At 73.7% G+C, this 17,422-nt stretch carries 13 protein-coding genes; 5 read left to right on the plus strand and 8 right to left on the minus strand.

Features of this window, described 5'->3' with window-relative positions; translation table 11 throughout:
* The first annotated feature begins 63 nt into the window (after positions 1–63).
* Positions 64–771, plus strand: a complete 708-nt coding sequence (locus AB0M28_RS14560; RefSeq protein WP_365403248.1) for a CDP-alcohol phosphatidyltransferase family protein — start codon at positions 64–66, stop codon at positions 769–771.
* A gap of 59 nt (positions 772–830) precedes the next feature.
* On the opposite strand, the gene AB0M28_RS14565 is transcribed toward AB0M28_RS14560, so the two are convergent.
* Positions 831–1,289, minus strand: a complete 459-nt coding sequence (locus tag AB0M28_RS14565; protein ID WP_365403251.1) for an adenylyltransferase/cytidyltransferase family protein — start codon at positions 1,287–1,289, stop codon at positions 831–833.
* Between the two features lie 125 nt (positions 1,290–1,414).
* Here AB0M28_RS14565 and AB0M28_RS14570 point away from each other — a divergent pair, with 125 nt between their 5' ends.
* Genes AB0M28_RS14570 through AB0M28_RS14580 form a run of 3 tightly spaced genes read left to right on the plus strand, consistent with a single transcriptional unit; the run spans position 1,415 to position 5,690 of the window.
* Positions 1,415–2,728: a glycosyltransferase gene (locus AB0M28_RS14570; protein ID WP_365403291.1), complete on the plus strand. Its 1,314-nt coding sequence runs from the start codon at positions 1,415–1,417 to the stop codon at positions 2,726–2,728.
* A gap of 2 nt (positions 2,729–2,730) precedes the next feature.
* Positions 2,731–4,428 (plus strand): lipopolysaccharide biosynthesis protein, encoded by a 1,698-nt coding sequence (locus AB0M28_RS14575; RefSeq protein ID WP_365403254.1) that lies wholly within the window; start codon positions 2,731–2,733, stop codon positions 4,426–4,428.
* Positions 4,425–5,690 (plus strand): hypothetical protein, encoded by a 1,266-nt coding sequence (locus tag AB0M28_RS14580; protein ID WP_365403257.1) that lies wholly within the window; start codon positions 4,425–4,427, stop codon positions 5,688–5,690. Before AB0M28_RS14575 ends, AB0M28_RS14580 begins: the two co-directional genes overlap by 4 nt.
* Here AB0M28_RS14580 and AB0M28_RS14585 read toward each other — a convergent pair.
* The 5 genes from AB0M28_RS14585 to AB0M28_RS14605 all read right to left on the minus strand — a co-directional run bounded on the left by AB0M28_RS14585 (position 5,670) and on the right by AB0M28_RS14605 (position 14,789).
* On the minus strand, positions 5,670–9,161 hold the full coding sequence (locus tag AB0M28_RS14585) for a WD40 repeat domain-containing protein (RefSeq protein ID WP_365403260.1): 3,492 nt from the start codon (positions 9,159–9,161) through the stop codon (positions 5,670–5,672). The two genes, AB0M28_RS14580 and AB0M28_RS14585, sit on opposite strands and share 21 nt — an antisense overlap.
* Positions 9,154–10,140 carry an ATPase gene (locus AB0M28_RS14590; RefSeq protein WP_365403263.1) on the minus strand — a complete coding sequence of 329 codons (987 nt, stop codon included), beginning with the start codon at positions 10,138–10,140 and terminating at the stop codon, positions 9,154–9,156. The genes AB0M28_RS14585 and AB0M28_RS14590 overlap by 8 nt, the downstream gene beginning before the upstream one ends.
* Positions 10,141–10,160: 20 nt before the next feature.
* On the minus strand, positions 10,161–12,200 hold the full coding sequence (locus AB0M28_RS14595) for a hypothetical protein (RefSeq protein WP_365403266.1): 2,040 nt from the start codon (positions 12,198–12,200) through the stop codon (positions 10,161–10,163).
* The gene (locus tag AB0M28_RS14600; protein ID WP_365403269.1) at positions 12,197–13,159 is read right to left on the minus strand and encodes a hypothetical protein; all 963 of its coding nucleotides are present in this window, start codon (positions 13,157–13,159) and stop codon (positions 12,197–12,199) included. Before AB0M28_RS14600 ends, AB0M28_RS14595 begins: the two co-directional genes overlap by 4 nt.
* Positions 13,160–13,229: 70 nt before the next feature.
* Positions 13,230–14,789 carry an O-antigen polymerase gene (locus AB0M28_RS14605; RefSeq protein WP_365403271.1) on the minus strand — a complete coding sequence of 520 codons (1,560 nt, stop codon included), beginning with the start codon at positions 14,787–14,789 and terminating at the stop codon, positions 13,230–13,232.
* A 110-nt stretch (positions 14,790–14,899) separates the two neighbouring features.
* Here AB0M28_RS14605 and AB0M28_RS14610 point away from each other — a divergent pair, with 110 nt between their 5' ends.
* Positions 14,900–16,048: a glycosyltransferase gene (locus AB0M28_RS14610; RefSeq protein ID WP_365403273.1), complete on the plus strand. Its 1,149-nt coding sequence runs from the start codon at positions 14,900–14,902 to the stop codon at positions 16,046–16,048.
* Positions 16,049–16,145: 97 nt separating this feature from the next.
* Here AB0M28_RS14610 and AB0M28_RS14615 read toward each other — a convergent pair whose 3' ends face one another.
* Together AB0M28_RS14615 and AB0M28_RS14620 are read right to left on the minus strand one after the other, a co-directional pair.
* Positions 16,146–16,979, minus strand: a complete 834-nt coding sequence (locus AB0M28_RS14615; protein ID WP_365403276.1) for a glycosyltransferase family 2 protein — start codon at positions 16,977–16,979, stop codon at positions 16,146–16,148.
* Positions 16,980–16,999: 20 nt separating this feature from the next.
* Positions 17,000–17,395 (minus strand): hypothetical protein, encoded by a 396-nt coding sequence (locus tag AB0M28_RS14620; protein ID WP_365403294.1) that lies wholly within the window; start codon positions 17,393–17,395, stop codon positions 17,000–17,002.
* Between the last annotated feature and the right edge of the window lie 27 nt (positions 17,396–17,422).

Raw genomic sequence — 17,422 nt, forward strand, 5'->3', positions numbered from 1 at the left:
TGATTCGACTCTCATTTGGCCGCCCGCTCCCCAAGTACGCGCTTGCTCGATCATCATGCGCGTATGACCGTGGGGGAAGCGCTGCAGGAACTGCGCAATGCTCAGAAAGCGTCCAAAGGTGTCTCGCTCTACTCTCGCTACATCAACCGCCCCATAGGCCGCGTACTGGCGGCCGTCAGCTACGGCCTCGGCCTCAGCCCGAACCAGGTCACGCTGATCTCGGCGGCCTTCAGCGGTACGGCGGTGGCGCTCGTCGCGGCCGTCCGCCCGTCCGGGGGGCTGGCGCTGCTGGTGTACGCCCTGCTGGTGCTGGGCTTCGCCTTCGACTCGGCGGACGGCCAGCTGGCGCGGCTGCGGCGGGAGAGCAGCGCGGCGGGGGAGTGGCTGGACCATGTCGTGGACTGCGCCAAGATCACCGCGCTGCACGCGGCGGTGCTGGTGTCGTGGTACCGGTTCTCCGACCTGCCGTCGGACGGCTGGCTGCTGGTCCCGCTGGGGTTCCAGCTCGCGGCGGTCCTGATCTTCTGCGGCGGTCTGCTGACCGACAAGCTGAAGCCGAAGCCCGCACCGAGCGCCCCCGCGCCCGCACCGTCCCGGCTGCGCGCGGTGGCGCTGCTGCCGGTGGACTACGGGGTGTTCTGCGTGGTGTTCCTGCTGCTGGGCGGCCAGGACGCGTTCCGTACGGCGTACACCGCGCTGTTCGCGGTGCACGCGGTGTTCCTGTGCGCGTTCCTGGTGAAGTGGTTCCGCGAGCTGAGCGCGGTGCGGTGAGGGGTGCGGGCGTTACGGCGCGTGAGTGGAGGGCGTAACAGCGCGGTGAGGAGCGGGCGTTACGGCTGCGTCGCCTCGTGCGCCCGCGTCGCCGGGCCGCCTTCGAGGACGTCCAGCGCCCGGCGCAGCTGGGTGCTCGAGGTGTGGACCGTGTACGGGAAGTAGACGACCTCCACGCCCACCGACCTGAAGTCGCGCTCCAGCCGCTCGCCCTTGGGCGTGCCCCGCCAGTCGTCGCCCTTGAAGATCACGTCGAACCGGACCTGCTGCCACGTCTCCAGCTTGTCCGGAACCGTCTCGACGAACGCCGCGTCCACGAAGCGGATGCTGCGCACGATCTCCAGCCGCTCGACCAGCGGTATCACCGGTCTGCGACCCTTGGCCAGCTCCGCCATCTCGTCCGACACGACGCCCGCGACCAGGTAGTCGCACTGACTGCGGGCATGGCGAAGGATGTTGAGGTGGCCGACGTGGAAAAGGTCGTATACCCCTGGTGCGTAGCCGACGACATGCGGCATGGATGAAATCCCCCCAAACTTTGGCGCAACCCCCAGCGCGCCACGAGTGTCAACCATAGCGGGCACGGCCGGATAGGGTGCAAGTTCAGCCGTTAAGGGGGAGGGCGTCTGTGACACGTGTTCTGCTGGTATCGACCAACTACGCACCGGAGCAGGCCGGAATCGGCCCGTATGCGACGCAGACAGCCGAGCACTGGGCGGCCGCCGGCCGCGCCGAGGTGCACGTGCTGGCGGGGCTCCCCCACTACCCGCAGTGGGAACTCGCCGCCGGCTACCGCGGGGTGTGGCGCGTCGAGGAGCAGCGCGAGGGTGTCACCGTCCACCGCCGCCGGCACACCGTCCCGCGCCGCCAGACCGCGCTCCGGCGCGCCCTGTACGAGGCGTCCATCCTGGCCCACGGACTGGCCGCCCCGCCGCGCATGCCGAGGCCGCACGTGGTCGTCGCCCAGATGCCCAGCCTCGCCGGCGGCGTCCTGGCGGCCCGCATCGCCCGCCGCCACCGCGTGCCGTTCATACCCGTCGTCCAGGACCTGATGGGAGCCGCCGCCGCGCAGAGCGGCATCAGCGGCGGCGGACGCGCGGCGGGCGGCGCGGCGGGGGGCGTCGAGGCGCGTGTGCTGAGGCAGGCGTCGCTGGTCGGCGTCATCCACGAGAGCTTCATGGACCGGGTCCGCGCCATGGGCGTGGAGGAGGAGCGCATCCGCCTCGTCCCCAACTGGTCGCACGTGACCCGCCCCAGCCGCCCCCGCGACGAGACCCGCGCGCGCCTGGGCTGGCGCCCGGACCAGACCGTGGTCCTGCACTCCGGGAACATGGGGCTGAAGCAGGGACTCGAGGTGCTCGTGGAGGCCGCGCGGCTCGCCCCCGACGTACAGATCGTGCTGATGGGGGACGGCAACCAGCGCGAGCGACTGCGCGAACTGGGGCGGGGGCTGGAGAACCTGGAGTTCCGCGAGCCCGCCGACGACGCCGACTTCACCGACGTGCTGGCCGCCGCGGACGCGCTCGCCGTCACCCAGCGCGCCTCGGTGAAGGACATGAGCGTCCCGTCCAAGCTGACGTCCTACTTCGCCACCGGCCGCCCCGTGGTCGCCTCCATAGCCGACGAGGGGGGCACCGCCGACGAGATGCGGCGGTCCGGCGCCGGGGTCATCGTGCGGCCGGAGGACCCGCGGGCGCTGGTCGGCGCGGTCCGCCGGCTGGCCGCGGACCCGGACGAGGCCGGGCGGCTGGGCGCCAGGGGACCCGAGTACGTCGAGGCACACCTCAGCCGCCGGGCCGGACTGGCCCGTATCGACGCGCTGATGAGCGAGGCCATGGGCCGCGCGTTCGTCCCCAGGCAGCGGACACCTGCCGAGGACGCCGCGCATACTGGAGAAGCCGGCGGGGCGGGTGTGGGGACACGCGGGAGCGCCGGCTCGGTGGAGGGGGCACGATAGTCATGGCTGGAATGGGGCAGGACACGTCGGTCCGGGGGCTGGAGCAGGACGAGCCGGACCTGCTGCGGGACCAGTTCCGGCAGCTGCTGCGCTACCGGGGGATGCTGGCCCTCGGGGTGGTGCTGGGGCTGCTGGGCGGGCTGTGGATGGGGCTGGTCGGCGGTGAGTCGTACGTCGGCACCAGCGAGGTGACGGTCCGGCAGGTGACCCTGGACCCGTTCGCCCCCGGCGGCAGTTCGCAGACGAACCGCGACAACATGGGCACGGAGCGCCAGACGGCGGTGAGCAACTCCGTGGCCGCGCTCGCGCAGACGGACCTGGACACCACCGAGCCGATCGAGGAGCTCCAGGCCGGGCTGCAGGTCACCAACCCGCCCAACACCCTGGTCCTGCGCTTCAACTACAGCGCCACCGACGCGGAGGTCGCCGCCGAGCGCTCCAACGCCTTCGCCAAGGCCTACCTCGACTACCGCAGGGCCCAGAACGAGAAGATCATCGAGAGCACGGCCCGCCAGTACGAGTCCCAGCTCGCACCGCTGCGGGGCAACCGCGACTCGATCCTGAAGGACATCCCGGACCTGAGCGGCCGGGCGCTCGAGCAGGCGCTCTCCGACAAGTCGTCGCTGGAGATCTCGATGTCGCAGATCTCCGCCAAGAAGGCGGAGGTCAACGCGATCGACACGACCTCCGGCAACATCGTCCGCACCGCGACCCCGCCGAGCGAGCCCTCCGGCCCCGGCCTGGTCCTGCTGATCGTCCTGGGCGCCGCCGTCGGTCTCGGCTTCGGCCTGGTCATCGCCTGGGTCCGGCTGATCTTCGACCCGACGGCCCGGTCCACCAGCGACGTCGTACGCGCCCTGCGCGCCCCCGTGCTGGGTACGCTGCCCGGCAGCCGCCGGCCGGTCCCGCTGCTGGCCGAGGGCCGGACGGCGGAGGAGTACCGGTCCATAGCCTTCCGGCTCGCCTACGACCAGCGCTTCGGCGACCGGCGCCGGCTGCTCGTCGTGGCGCCCCGCGGACGCAACGACATACCGGCCATCGTCTCCGTCAACCTCGCCGCGTCCTTCGCCGAGATGGGCCACGAGGTGCTGCTGATCGAGGCCGATCTGCGTACGCCCACCCTGTCCGCGCGGCTGAGCGCCGCGGACGGCGTCCGGCCCGGCTGGGCCCGTACGCCCGCCCGCGGCGACGGCGGCTGGCCGACCGGGCTGCAGATCCCCATCGACGCGGGCGAGTCGGGCGCCTTCGACCTCGTGCCCGGCACCCGGGTCCGCAACGCGGCCCGCGCCCTGACCTCCGCCCCCGCCACGCAGCTGATCGCCGAGGCGGACGCGCCGGGCGCGGTCGTCGTGGTGCTGGCGCCGCCCGTGCTGTCGTACGCCGACGCCATGGCGCTCGCCGACCGCGTCGACGGCGTGCTCGTCGTGTGCGACCCGCACACGGTCCGCCGCGACGACCTGGAGCGCATCCGCGAGCTGATCCAGGGCGCCGGCGGCACCGTGCTGGGCGCCGTGCTGCACTCCTTCGGCGGCGGCAAGGACGAGGAGGACGGCCACCGTTCGAAGTCGCGCGGCAAGGGCGGCCGGGGCAAGCCGCAGCGGGGCGGACCCGCCGTGGAGCTGCCCCGCCCCGCCGAACCGCCGCGCCCGGGAGAGGAGTACGAGCGGGACCAGCCGGACGTCCGCTCGTCCACGAGGTGACGCAGCGCACCAGGACGGCCGTCGTCTGCTCCGTCGCGGACCAGGCGGTGGCCGCCCTCACCAACATCGCCGTCCTCGTGGTCGCCGCGCGGCTGTCGTCGGCGGCGGACTTCGCGGTGTTCTCCATCGTCTACATGGTCTTCACGGTGCTGCTCGGCATCGAGACGAGTTACGTCGGCCAGGCCCTGGTGCTGGAACGGGACGATCCGGCGGGCGGCCGAGGCGTGCGGGAGGCGTGCCGCTCGGCGGTGGCGTTCACCGCGCTCGCCTCGTCGGCCGTCGGCGGCGCGGCGGCGCTCGTCCTCGCGGCGCTCTCCGGGGAGGTGGCGGGAGGTCTGCTCGCGCTGGGGCTTGTCCTGCCGGTCGTCCTGGTGCAGGACACCGTCCGGTACTGCTTCTCCACGCTGCGGCTGCCGCAGTACGCCCTCGCGAGCGACGCGCTGCGGTGCGCGGTGGTCGTGCCCGCCCTCGCCGTACAGCCCGAAGGCTCCTCCGCGGCGCGGCTGGTCGCCGTCTGGGGGCTCACCGCTCTGCCGGCGCTGCTATTGGGCCTCGCCCTGCTGGCGCCGCGGGTGCGGGGCGCGGTCACCGACTGGCGGCGGTATCTGCGCCGGGGCCATCTGGGGCGGCGCTTCGTCGTCGAGTTCGCCGTGGGCAACGGCTCCAGCCAGCTCGCGGTGGTGGGCCTCGGCCTGTTCGCCAGCCAGCTCGCGGTGGGCGCGCTGCGGGGGGCGGTGACGCTGTACGGGCCGATGAACGTGCTGTACAACTCGGCGACGTCGTTCGGCCCGCCGCTGCTCAACCGCGTCGCGGGCCCGCGCCGCAAGGTGCGCGCGACGGCCGCGCTCGCGGCGCTGCTCTCGGGTACGGCGGCGGTGTGGACGACGGTGCTGGTGCTCCTGCCGGAGCGGGCGGGGCGCGAGATCCTCGGCGACACGTGGTCGGCGGCGTCGGGCCTGCTGCCGGCGACGGGCAGCCAGTACGCGGCGATCGCTGCGGGGACCAGCGCGCTGCTGACCCTGCGGGTGCTGGCGCCCCGGGCGACGCTGCCGATCCAGGTCGTCTTCTCGCTGGCGTCGGTGGGTTTCCTGCTCTGCGGTTACGCGGTGGGCGGGGTGCTGGGGGCGGCGTGGGGGCTGGTCGTGGGGTCGGGGCTGAAGGCGGTGGCGTTGTGGCTGAGGGCGGGCCGGGAGGCGCGGGGAGCCGAGGGCGGTTCGGGGGCGGTTGAGGCCGCCGGCGCGTCAGGAGGGCGCGGGGTCTGAAGGGCGGGTCCAGATGCGCACGGTCTGGTCGTCGCCCGATGTCGCCAGGCGCGTGCCGTCGGGGGAGAAGGCCACCCCCCGCACCCATTCGGTGTGTCCGGTGAGGGTGGTGACGTGGTCCCCGGTGGTGGCGTACCAGATCTGGACGTCTCCCTCGGCGCTGGTGGTGGCCAGGAGGAGGCCGTCGGGGGAGAACGCCACGTTCAGTGTCAGAGCCCGGGTGTCGTTGATGGTGACCAGCGGCTCGCCGCTGACCGCGTCCCAGACGCGAATGTCCGGACCGGTGCCGGTGGTGGCGACACGCGTGCCGTCGGGAGAGAACGCGACGCTCAGCAGCATGACGTCCGGCTCCGCCATGGACGTGACGGACCGCCAGGTGCGGGTGTCCCAGAGACGGGCGGTCCCGGCGTCGTCCGCGGTGGCCAGCAGGGTGCCGTCGGGTGAGAACTCCGCCGCCCGCACCCGCCCTTCGTGCCCGGTGAGCTCGGTGACCGCGGCACCGGTACGAGCGTCCCAGATGTGCGTCGCGCGGTCGTCGCCGGCGGTGACCAGGCGGCTGCCGTCGGGGGAGAACGCGACTGAGCGCACCCAGCCCTCGAGCCCGCCGAGGGTGGCGAGGGTACGTCCGGAGCGGGCGTCCCAGATACGCGCGTTGTCGGTCCCGGCGCTGGCCAGGCGGGTGCCGTCCGGCGAGAACGCCACGCCCAGCACCAGGCTGCTGTGGCCGGTCAGGGTGTTGAGGAGTTCCCCCGTGCGGGCGTCCCAGACCCGTACGAACGTGTCATCGCTCGCCGAGGCGACGCGGGTGCCGTCGGGTGAGAAGGCCACCGCGTTCACGTCGTTCGTGTGGCCGGTGAGTACGCGCTCCTCGGTCCAGGTGGCCGGCACGGGATCGAACGGAGCAACGGATCGCGGCGGGGCGGTCGAGGCAAGGTCCCACAGACGCGCGGTCTGATCGCCGCCGGCCGTGACCAGCCGGGTGCCGTCGGGTGAGAACGCCACGTGCCACACCCAGTCGCTGTGTCCCGCCAGAATGCGCACAGCCAGTCCCGTCCGGATGTCCCAGACGCGCGCCGTCCCGTCGTCGCCGGCGGTGGCAAGGAGGGTGCCGTCGGGTGAGAACGCCACCGACCGCACCCAGTCGCCATGCCCGGCGAGCACGTGCACCTGCCGTCCGGTGGCGATGTCCCACACGCGTGCGGACGTATCCGCCTCGGCAGCGGCCAGGAGGCTGCCGTCGGGAGAGAAGGCGACGGCGTTGAACGAGTTGTTGCCGACGGAGAAGCTCTGGACCAGTGCTCCGGTGGACGTCTCCCAGACCCGGGCCGTCCTGTCGAAGGAGGCGGTCGCCACGAACGCGCCGTCGGGGGAGAACGCGACTCCCTTGACGGGCTGTTCCGGTCTGCCGTCGACCAGCACGCGGAGCTGCTGCCCGGTGGCGGTGTCCCAGATGCGCGCCGTCCCGTCCTCGCCGGCGGTGGCCAGCCGGGTGCCGTCGGGTGAGAACGCCACCATGTTGACCCACCCTGCGTGTCCGGTGATGACCAGACGCACGCTGCCGCTGCCGACCTCACAGATCCGCACCGTGTCGTCGTCCGCGCCCGAAGCCACACAGGTGCCGTCGGGCGAGAACGCCACTCCGTTGACGGGGTGCAGGTGGCCGGTGAGGTCCTGCAGCAACTGCCCGGTGACGGCGTCCCAGATCCGGACCGTCGAGTCGTAGCTGCCGGTCGCCACCAGTGAGCCGTCCGGCGAGAACGCCGCACTCCGCACCGTCCCGGAGTGCCCGTGCAGGACGTGCTCCTCGAACCCTTCCGCCACCTCATCCGGCTCCGGCACACCGGCCTCCGGCTGCGGACCGGGGGCGAGCTGCGGCAGCTCGGGCAGGCCCGCGCCCGCGCCCGGCCCCTCCGGCACCCGCAACCCGAGCACCCGCGCCGTAACCGCCGCCGCGGCCGCGACCGGCCGCAGCCCCACCGGGACCGTCTCCAGCGCCTCCGGGCGCTGCAGCACCAGGGCGATCCCGTGCGGCGACTGCAGCCGCTCCGCCAGGTGCTCGGACAGCGCCAGGTGTGTCCGCCACAGCTGGTCGCGGCTGAGCAGCCCCTGCAGATGCTCCGCCGCCGCCGGACGGAAGCGGTAGAGCAGATCGCCCTTCACCTTGCCCACCGTCGTGAGCAGCCCCGCCGTCAGGAACTCCGCCGTGTCCGCGAGCCCGCCCTCCTGTACGACCCGCTCGCGCAGGATGTCCAGCACCGGCAGTGTGAAGGTGTCCAGCGGCGACGCCGCCACCGCCAGCTGGACCGCGGCCGGCTCCGCCTCCGCCGTGAACGCCTCCGCGCGGGCCCGCACTTCGTCCGCGGTCGACGGACGCGAGGCGTCGTCCCGTACCGCAGCGCGCCGCGGCAGCCGGCCCGTGGCCGGGACGAGGACCACGTCGCAGCCGTCCGGGTCCATCCGCATCAGGGCCCGCGCCCACGCCAGCACCGGATCCGCGGCGAGCGGCAGTACGGGCAGCGCCTGCCACGGGCGGACGCCGGGCGCCTCCCGCAGCAGCCGGGGCCGCCGCCAGACGAGGCGGCGACCGGCCGCGCCGGGGGCGGGGGAGACGGCGGTGGTACGGGGGAGGTCCAGGCCCGACAGCCGCCACAGCCGCGTGGGCAGCGGGTTGATCAGGGCCAGCGGCGCCGTGCGCCCCCACGCGTGCAGCAGCCGCCACAGCGCGTCCTCGCGCCAGGCGGGCGCCGCGCAGTCGGAGACGACGAGCAGCAGCCGGTGCGCGGGCTGCCGGTGCGCGTCCGCGCCCAGCACCCGGCCCCGGTCGTCGCGCAACCGCGGCGTCCCGTGCGGCGGATGCTCCAGATGCCACACCCGTACGTCGCGGAAGGCGCCCAGCTCGCGCAGGGTCTTGGTGAGCGTGCGCACGGCCTCGTCCCAGACGGCCATGGCGGTGCCCCGGTCCAGCACCACCACCGCCTCCAGCCACGGTTCGGCCGCCGGCCGCAGCTGTGGGACGAGCAGGCCCGTACGGGTGTAGTGCTCGACGGTGGCGTCCACGTCGAGGTGGCTGCGCGTCGGAGACGGGCGCCGGCGCCGCAGCGGCCGCAGCGCGCGCCCGATACCCAGCGCGTCGGGCAGCGCGGCGGCCCGCCCCGCGCTCAGCCGGCCGCCGGGCACGGCATGCGAACTGCCGGGCTGCTCCAGCCACACGGGCATCGCGGGCTCGTCCGGATCCGTACCGGCCTCCTGCGGCCGAGTCCCCGCCCGCGCCGATTCCCGCCCGCCGGACTCGCCTGCGCCCGGCCCGTGATGGCCCGCCGCGGCGTCGGCACCGGCACCCTCCCCGGGAGGCGGCGGCACCGCGTCCGTGCCCGCCCGCGTGGCGGCGAGCACCATCGCGTCCAGCAGATCGGCGACGTCGACCCCCTCGCGGGCGAGGGCGGCCAGCGCCCGCGCGACGCGCTCACGCACGCCCGAGCTCCTTCAGCAGCAGCTGCTGCAGCCGGTCCCGCTGCTCGCCGTCCTCGAGGTCGCCCTCCTTCAGCAGGTACACGGCGTTGAGCAGCTGGTCGATCGCCAGGTGCTGGCCCTGCCCCAGCTGCTCCACGAAGGCGGTGAGCAGCGTGGCGGTGGTGGGGTCCTGCTCGTCGACGTCGTCCAGATGGGCCGTGACGATCCTGGCGAGCACGTCGCGGGACAGCGGCGGCATGTCGAAGCGGACGCACCGGCGCAGGAACGGCGGCGGGAAGTCCCGCTCGCCGTTGCTGGTGAGCACGATGACCGGGAACTCCCGGCACCGCACCAGACCGTCCTCCACCTCGACGCGCCCGCCCGGCTCGGCGGTGCGCACCCGCACCGTGCGCACCGGGTGCCGGGCCAGCTCGGGGATCTCGAACTCGCCGCGCTCCAGCACGTCCAGGAGGTCGCTCGGCAGGTCGAGATCGCTCTTGTCGATCTCGTCGATCAGCAGCGCGCGCGGCCGGTCCGCCGGCAGCAGGGCCGTACCCAGCGGGCCGAGCTGCAGATAGTCCCCGATGTCGTCTTCCCCCGACGGAGCGGCCTGCGCCCCCGGTACGGGCTTCGCCCCGCCCCCGTCGCGCAGCGCGTGGGCGTGGATGCGCCCCAGCGCGTCGTACCGGTACAGCGCCTCGGCCAGCGTGCTGCGCGAGGTGATGTGCCAGCGCAGTACGTCGCCCAGGCCGGTCTGGACGGCGATCTGCTCGATGACGGTGGACTTGCCGGAGCCCGCCGGCCCGGTCAGGAGCAGCGGACGCCGCAGATGGAGCGCGGCGTTGACCGCGTCGACGAGGCCCGCCGGCGGCTCGTACGTGGTGGCGGGGCTGCGCTTGGCCGGTCCGGTGCGGCCGGCCCGCCACGGCGGCGGGTCCGGCAGCCGGCGCGGGCTGTCGGGGGCGTCACCCTTGCCCCAGTAGTACGGGGTCCAGTTCATGCTCGCTCCTCGCTGGGTGCCTACGGTGCCACCACGGACCGGGATGCCTGCTTCTGGCAGAACACCTGCCAGTGCTCGTCGTGCCAGGCCACGCCCACGAGGGCCAGCGGCTCGGGCGGATGGGCGCCGCGCGCCTGGAGCGATCTGCGGTAGGCGTCCGTGAGCCGGCCCGGGAGCGCGTCCCAGTGCTCGTGCACGGCGTCCCGCAGCGCCTTGGCCTCGCAGCCGTCGTTCGAGCGCGGCCACAGCATGGCGGGGGAGTGGATGAGGAGTTCCAGGGCCATCAGCTCCCAGTCGGCCTCCGGCAGCCGGCTCACGCCCCACACCGCCTCCCCGCGCCCCCGTACGCCTAGCTCGTCCAGCAGCGCTTCCAGGGACGCCAGATGGGTGTCCGTGAGCCACTGGGGCCGGCAGTCCGCGGACTCGTCCAGTACGGAGAGCAGGCGCTGCCCCGCCTCGACCAGGTCGTAGCCGTCGGTGCCCGGCGGCGGTTCCAGCAGCCCGGACCAGCGGGCGACGACGTTGTAGTCGACGCCCAGCCGACGGCGCTTCGGGCCCACCGGCTGGTCCTCCAGCGGGCCGTGCAGGAGCATCAGGGCCGGGGCCGAGACGTCCATGCGCAGCAGCCGCAGCCCGAGCGCGCCGATCCGCTCCTTCGCCCAGCGCACCGCGTCGTCCAGGGCCGTGGGCAGCCCGAGTTCGCCGCGCGGGCAGGGGAAGCGGTCGCGGCCGATGACCGCCCGCCCGTGCAGCAGCCACGCCCGCACCCGGGCGACGGCGTCGTCGCCGTCCGTGCTCAGCACCAGCACCAGCCGCGCCCCGTCGTCCCGGCTGCTGGTGGCCAGGTCCCGCAGCCAGGTGCGCGCCGTCTCCAGCGGGACGGGCTGCCGCTGCATCCAGGCGACCCACGCCGCGGGCAACTCCGGCCGGCCCATGGCGTACGTCAGCGCCGCCAGGAAGCGGGCGAGGAGCCGGTGCTGCTCGTCGCGGGCGTCGGGGTTGACCGCCGCGTACTCCACGGCGTCGCGCAGGGACAGCGGGGGATCCCGCCACACCACGGCGTGCGGGTATCCGGCGAGCGCGGCGGCGAGGCGTACCGCCTCCTCCGTCAGCTCGTCGCCGGCCGACGCCTTGACCGTCTCCAGCGCCGAACGGCCCACCCGCAGCGCGGCGATCAGCTCCCGCAGCCGCTCCCGGGCCACCCAGTCCGCCTGCGGCGCGGCGTCCAGCCGGCTGCTCAGCCCGGCCAGGCCGAGGCCCGGGTCGAGGGACGGATCGACGGCCCGGCACGCGTCGGCCAGCGCCTCCAGCGCGAACCGGCCCGCGGATCCCGCGGACGGCGCCGCGTTGTTGCGCGCCAGCCACAGCAGGCCGGGCACCGCCCGCCCGCCCGAGTAGCCGTCCCTGGCGGGCAGCTGGCCCCGCACCCGCTTGCGGAGCCGGTCGCGCAGCGTGTCGTCGATCTCGAGGACCCCACCGGCCTGCGGCAGGCCCTCGCGCAGGACCTTCACCAGCTCCGTGGTCAGGGACAGGTCCCACGCGTTCTCCTGGGCGGCACTGGCGTACAGCATCGACAGCTGTACGTCGCCCTCCCGCACCCCCCGGACCACCGTCGCCGCGTCGATGCTCGCGGCGGCCGCGTGGCAGGCGTCGACGACGGCGACCAGCCCGGCCAGGCCGGGGTGGTTGAGCACGGAGCCGAGCAGGGACGGCAGGTCCACGTTCTCGATGCCCGGACTCCCGCGGCGCCCCGTGGTCACGAAGTACAGCGGGCCGCCCTCGGACCCCTCCCCGTGCCCGACGAACGCCAGGACCAGCACGGCCCCGTCCCGCGCTGCCGCCCGGGCGGCGCGCCCGACCGCCGCGACCACCGCGTCCCGCCCCGGAGCCGTCTCGACCAGCAGCGACCCGTCGCGCTCCGTGCAGCCGCCCAGCTCGGGATCGACCAGCACCGCGTGCAGCGAGCGGGCCGCGTCCTCCAGCTCCGCCAGCGCGTCCGTCCCCTCGCACTGCGCCCCGACGACCAGGACGTGGCGCTTCACGGTGCCGGGCGTGCTCATGGGCGCAGGGCCTCGGCCACGGGCTCGGCGACGGTCCGGTGCTCCAGATACTTCGTCGCCGTGTGCACCCACAGCCCCGACGACGTGACCGGCGCGGTCACGGCCGCCACCCCGGTGCTGCTGGGCGCGACCCACTTCGCCAGCTCGGGCCGGCCGACGACGATGTCGTCGCGGTCCCAGTAGTTGCGCCACGCCCCGACCGTCTCCGGGCACTGCGCGGGCCGCGGCACCAGCCGGTCCAGCACCACCGCGCCCAGCGCCAGGGGCGAGCCCAGCGTCACCCACAGGGGCACCGGCCCCGGGTGCTCGTGCAGCGCCTCGTACGCCACCACGGTGCCCAGCGAGTGCGACACGACGACCAGGGGGCGGTCCGGGTCGGTGCCGTCGAGGATCCGCTCGCGTACGGCCTGTCCCAGCGCGCCGCCCCTCGACCGGTCGAGGTAGCGGCCGACCTGCGCGAGCTGGAAGAGGAACGCCCTGCCGCTCATCCACTGCGCGCCCTTGCGCAGCACCGGCAGGCTCAGGATGGACGTGGCCGCACCGACCAGTACGCGGACCGGTTCGCCCGCGCCCTGCGCCTGCCGCCCGGACAGGACGGCCTCCACCCGGAAGCGGGCGTCGTCGAGCGCCTCGCGTTCCGCCGAGTCCGGGTCGTACTCCCCGGCCGGGAACTGCTCGTCCAGGCCGTCCAGCAGCGAGCCCAGCAGGTCCGCGAGGAAGGGGGCGTCCGCGTCGTCGAGCGCGTCCGCCGGTTCGCCCTGGGCCCCGGGCCGGTCGAACAGATCGCTGTAGTTGGCGAACCGGACGTCCGCCAGCGCGCCCCGCAGCAGGGCGGCGGCCTCCCCGTCCCGCTCGGCCGCGCGCAACCCGGCCGCCAGCGCGTCGAGCCAGGCACCCTGTTCCGTGTCCGTGTCCCGCCGGCTGCCGATGCCGTGGACCATGACCAACTGAGGCTTCATCACAGCCGATACACCCCCCGTACGAGCGACAAGGTACCGCGTCGGAGGCCCGGCCCGGGGCCCGTCGCCGCTAATCGAGCCGGTGCTGCTCCCCGCCCCGGAACGTCATCACCAGCGCCACGCACAGCACCGCGATCCCGATCCGCCCCGTGGTCTGCAGCAGCGGTCCGCGCAGCAGGATGAACGCATAGCCGGCGATGCACGGGACCACCACCGCGAGGAGGTTGCCGGGATCCCGGGACACATGCCCCGACCGGGCGAAACGCCGGTCCACCCGGGCCACGCAGTAGCCGATGCCGAGGAAGCCCGCGGTCATCCCGAACGGGCCGAAGTCCAGCCAGAGCTCCGCCCACAGCGGGGAGGACAGGTTGGTGTTGCTCGTGCCCATCCACTGGCCGACCCGGACACCCGAGTCGAGCGGCTTGTCCTGCCAGATCGAGCGGGGTACGAAGAAGAACGTCGAGGCCGCCAACTGCTCGCCGTAGGTGTGGCCGTGGCCGGAGTCGACCCACGAGATGGTGTTGGCCAGCATCACCGTCTGGTCGTAGTCCTTCGTGACCAGCGGCTCCAGCGTGGACGTCTGCTCGGACGCCGCCCGTCCCCCCTCGTCGTAACGGAACTTGTCCGCGAACGGGAAGATCAGCACCGCCGCCGCCACCCCCAGCGTCAGCGCCGCCCGGTACACGGCGGGGCTGCGCGGGAAGACGGTGAACAGCAGCGCGAAGAGCACTGTGAGGAACCAGTAACGGGGGTTCGACACCGGGTTGTTCACCACGGCGTTGACGATCAGCAGCCCGAACCAGGGCAGCACCACCTGGGGCCTGCGCCGGGCCCGGCGGGAGAACAGCATCCAGCGGGTCAGCATCAACAGCGCGAGCAGCGCCGGGACGGTGCCGAAGCCGCGCAGGAAGGCCGAGCCCACCTGGGAGCTGGAGGTGCCGCCCGCGGTCAGGTGGTCGCTGATCGCCTGCCGACTGGAGAAGAAGACCGCCGGCCCGCCGAGGCTCGCCACGAACACCGCGCTGCACAGATACGCGACGAGCACCAGCACGAACAGCCGCCGCTTGCTGACCGTGGCGGTGCGCCGCAGCCGGTACTGGCGCGGGGCGGGCCGGTGCCGGGCCAGCAGCGCGCCCACGTCGAAGGCGACGAACCCCAGCAGCACCAGCGCCACCGCGAGCGTCAGATCGCCGCTGGTCCCCACCAGCGGCGTGGGCGTCTGGCCCAGGGAGAGCTGCGCGAGTACGGCGACGCCCATCGCGACGTAGCAGAACAGCCAGATCGACCCGGCTATCAGCCGCCGCCTGGCGGTGAGGATCATCGCGCAGAGCCGGGCCCCCGCGTAGACGGTGACGGCCAACTGCAGCCAGAACGCGGTGTTGCGGGCGGTCTCCGGGGCCATGCCGCCGATCACCGCCGGGATCAGGCCGACCAGCACCACCACCAGCGGCACCGTCAGGGCGCGGGAGAGGACCGCCCGCGGCGCGGTCTGCGGCAGCAGGTCCGGGGGGATGACCGGGCGCGGCACAGGCGCGGGCGCGGGCCTGCGCCGCCGAGCGGAGGCCGCGGCCAGCGGGGCCAGCCGCATCTGGACGGTGTCGTCGCCCGGAACGTGCCTGTCGTCGGTCATGCCCCCACCTTCCCCCCGGCACAGTGTATGACCAGGTTCGGACCGACTTGGTTGTGCGGGCCGGTAGGCTGTCGCCACACGCGCCGGGGGGTGCGGTGGGGGGAGGTTCGATGAGGGTTCTGCATGCCGTCACGCTGCATACACCGACCAGTGACTTCGGCGGCCCGACGCAGGTGGCGCTGAACCTGTCGCGCGGGCTGCGGGCCCGCGGGGTGGACGCGCGGCTGGTGACGCTCGGGGACGGGTTCTCCGGTGAACTGCCGGGCGAGATCGAGGGTGTTCCGTCGTTCGTCTTCCAGGCGCAGCACGTGCTGCCGCGGTTCGAGGTCAGCGGTATCACCTCGGTGCCGATGCTGGCGAGGGCGCGGCGGCTGGTGAAGTCCGCCGACGTGGTGCACGTCCATCTGATGCGCGACCTGGTGACGCTGCCGTTCGCGCTGACCGCGCTCGCGTGCGGGGTGCCGCTGGTGCTGCAGACGCACGGGATGATCGATCCGACCGACAAACGCGTCGCGCGGCTGGTGGACGTGCTGGGCCTCAAGCGCGTGCTGCGCAAGGCCGACTCCGTGCTGTACCTGACCGGGGTGGAGCGCGACGACGTCCAGGCGGTGATCCCGGACACGCCGCTGCGCGCGGCGCACCGGCTGGTCAACGGCGTCACCCCGCAGGAGCGCCGCCCGCAGCGCACGGACGGGCCGCCCACGGTCGTCTTCATGGCGCGGGTCCAGGAGCGCAAACGGCCGGAGGAGTTCATCCGGGCCATGCCGGCGGTGCTGAAGGAGTATCCGGACGCGCGCTTCGTCCTCGCCGGCCCGGACACCGGTTTCCTCGCGGCGCCCATGATGGAGCTCGCGCGCCGGCTCGGCGTCGGGGACTCGGTGAAGTACGTCGGCTCGGTGGCCCGCGACGAGGTGCTGGACTTCCTGCGCACGGCCGACGTGTACGTACTGCCCGCGACGTACGAGCCCTTCCCGGTGTCGGTGCTGGAGTCCATGTCGGTGGGTGTGCCGGTGGTGATCACGCGGTACTGCGGCATGGCGCCGGAGGTCGCCGAGTACGGGGCCGGCGAGGTGACCGAGAGCGAGAAGGACGCCGACAACAGCGACCTGGTCGCCCGCGCCGTCCTGCGCCTGCTGGACCCGGCGGCCAACGAGCGGGCCTCGCAGGCGGCCGTGCGCCTCGTCGAGGAACGCTTCTCGATCGACGCGGTGGTCGAGGACCTGCGCGGCGTCTACGAGTCGGTGCTGCGGGACCACTGACGTGACGGGGAGGCCGGGTGGGGATCACCCCTGACGTGACGGGGAGGCCGGGTGGGGATCACCCGGCCTCCCCGTACGCCGGACGGCGCACGCGCCCCTACGGCCGTGCGCCCTCGCGGGTCTTCAGGGCGATCTGCCAGCGGTAGAAGGACATCGCCAGCGCGTAGTCCAGCCCCGCCCGGCCGTCCAGGAAGCCGCGCTTGAGGACGTAGGCGTACCCGAAGGACACCAGCGGCTTGAACGGCGCCTTGTGGAACAGCTGCCCCTGCCGGGTCTTCGCCACCCGGATGTCCTCGCGGACGTCCGGGTGGTGCTCCAGCCACGCCTCCCAGTCCGAGTACCGGTTGTGGCGGTCGAACCAGGTGCGCACCGGGTCCAGGTCCTCGTGCTCGATGGGCGCCTTCAGCCGGACCACCGTGCCGTCGGCGAGCGGCTGGTAGTGCCCCTCCTGCTCGCCCATGCCCGGCGCGTCCAGATCGCCCAGCTCCGGGAAGCGGCAGCGGGTCCGGTCCAGCAGCACCCGCTTGACGATCGTGTACCCGTGCTTCAGCCGCCGGCCCGCGAACCAGTAGCCCAGCGGGATGTCGAACGCCGCCGGCTTCACCGTCCGGTCCTCGCGCCCGAAGATCCGGTGCAGCTCGTCGAGCAGCTCGGGGCTCGGCGTCTCGTCCCCGTCCAGGAACAGCACCCAGGGGATCTCCGGGCGCACCCGGTCCAGACACCACTGCTTCTTCTTCGGGTACTTGCCGTCCCACTCGTACGGGACGACCTCCGCGCCCTGCTCCTCGGCCAGGGCGCGGGTGTCGTCCGTGCTGTCCGAGTCGACCACCACGACGTGGTCCACGTGGTCGATCACGGACCGTACCGTCCTCGCGATGTTCTCCGCCTCGTTCTTCGTGGGGATCACAACGACGATGGGCAGCTTCTTCACTTGCCGCGCTCCTAGAGGGTCTACGGGAGAAGGTCTTCGAACTCGGGGCACAGGTGTTTGATCGCGTCCTTGGCGTTGGCGATCTCACCCGAGGCGATGGCGTCCCGCGCGGCCTGCTCGTCCACCGCGGCGGTGGCCTCGATCCGGCGGCACGCCTCCTCGCCGGCCTCCAGGATCGCCGCCGGCTCCACCCCCTCCGGGACCCGGTCCTTCAGATACTCCTTCTCCTTCTTGTCGAAGGAGCCGGTGGCCGGCGTCAGTTCGTCGTCGGGCACCTTCGGCCCGTCCGACACGGCGTCCGGTCCGGGGGCGGAGGAGGTCGGGGCGGGGCCCGTCGCGGAGGCCGACGCCGACGGCGTGGACTCCTTCTTGTCCGAGGCGGAGGGTTTCGCCTCGCCACTGCATCCGGTCATCAGGAGCGCGGCGGCCGCGAGAAGTGCGGC

The organism is Streptomyces sp. NPDC051940 (assembly GCF_040680895.1).
GTDB lineage: Bacteria > Actinomycetota > Actinomycetes > Streptomycetales > Streptomycetaceae > Streptomyces.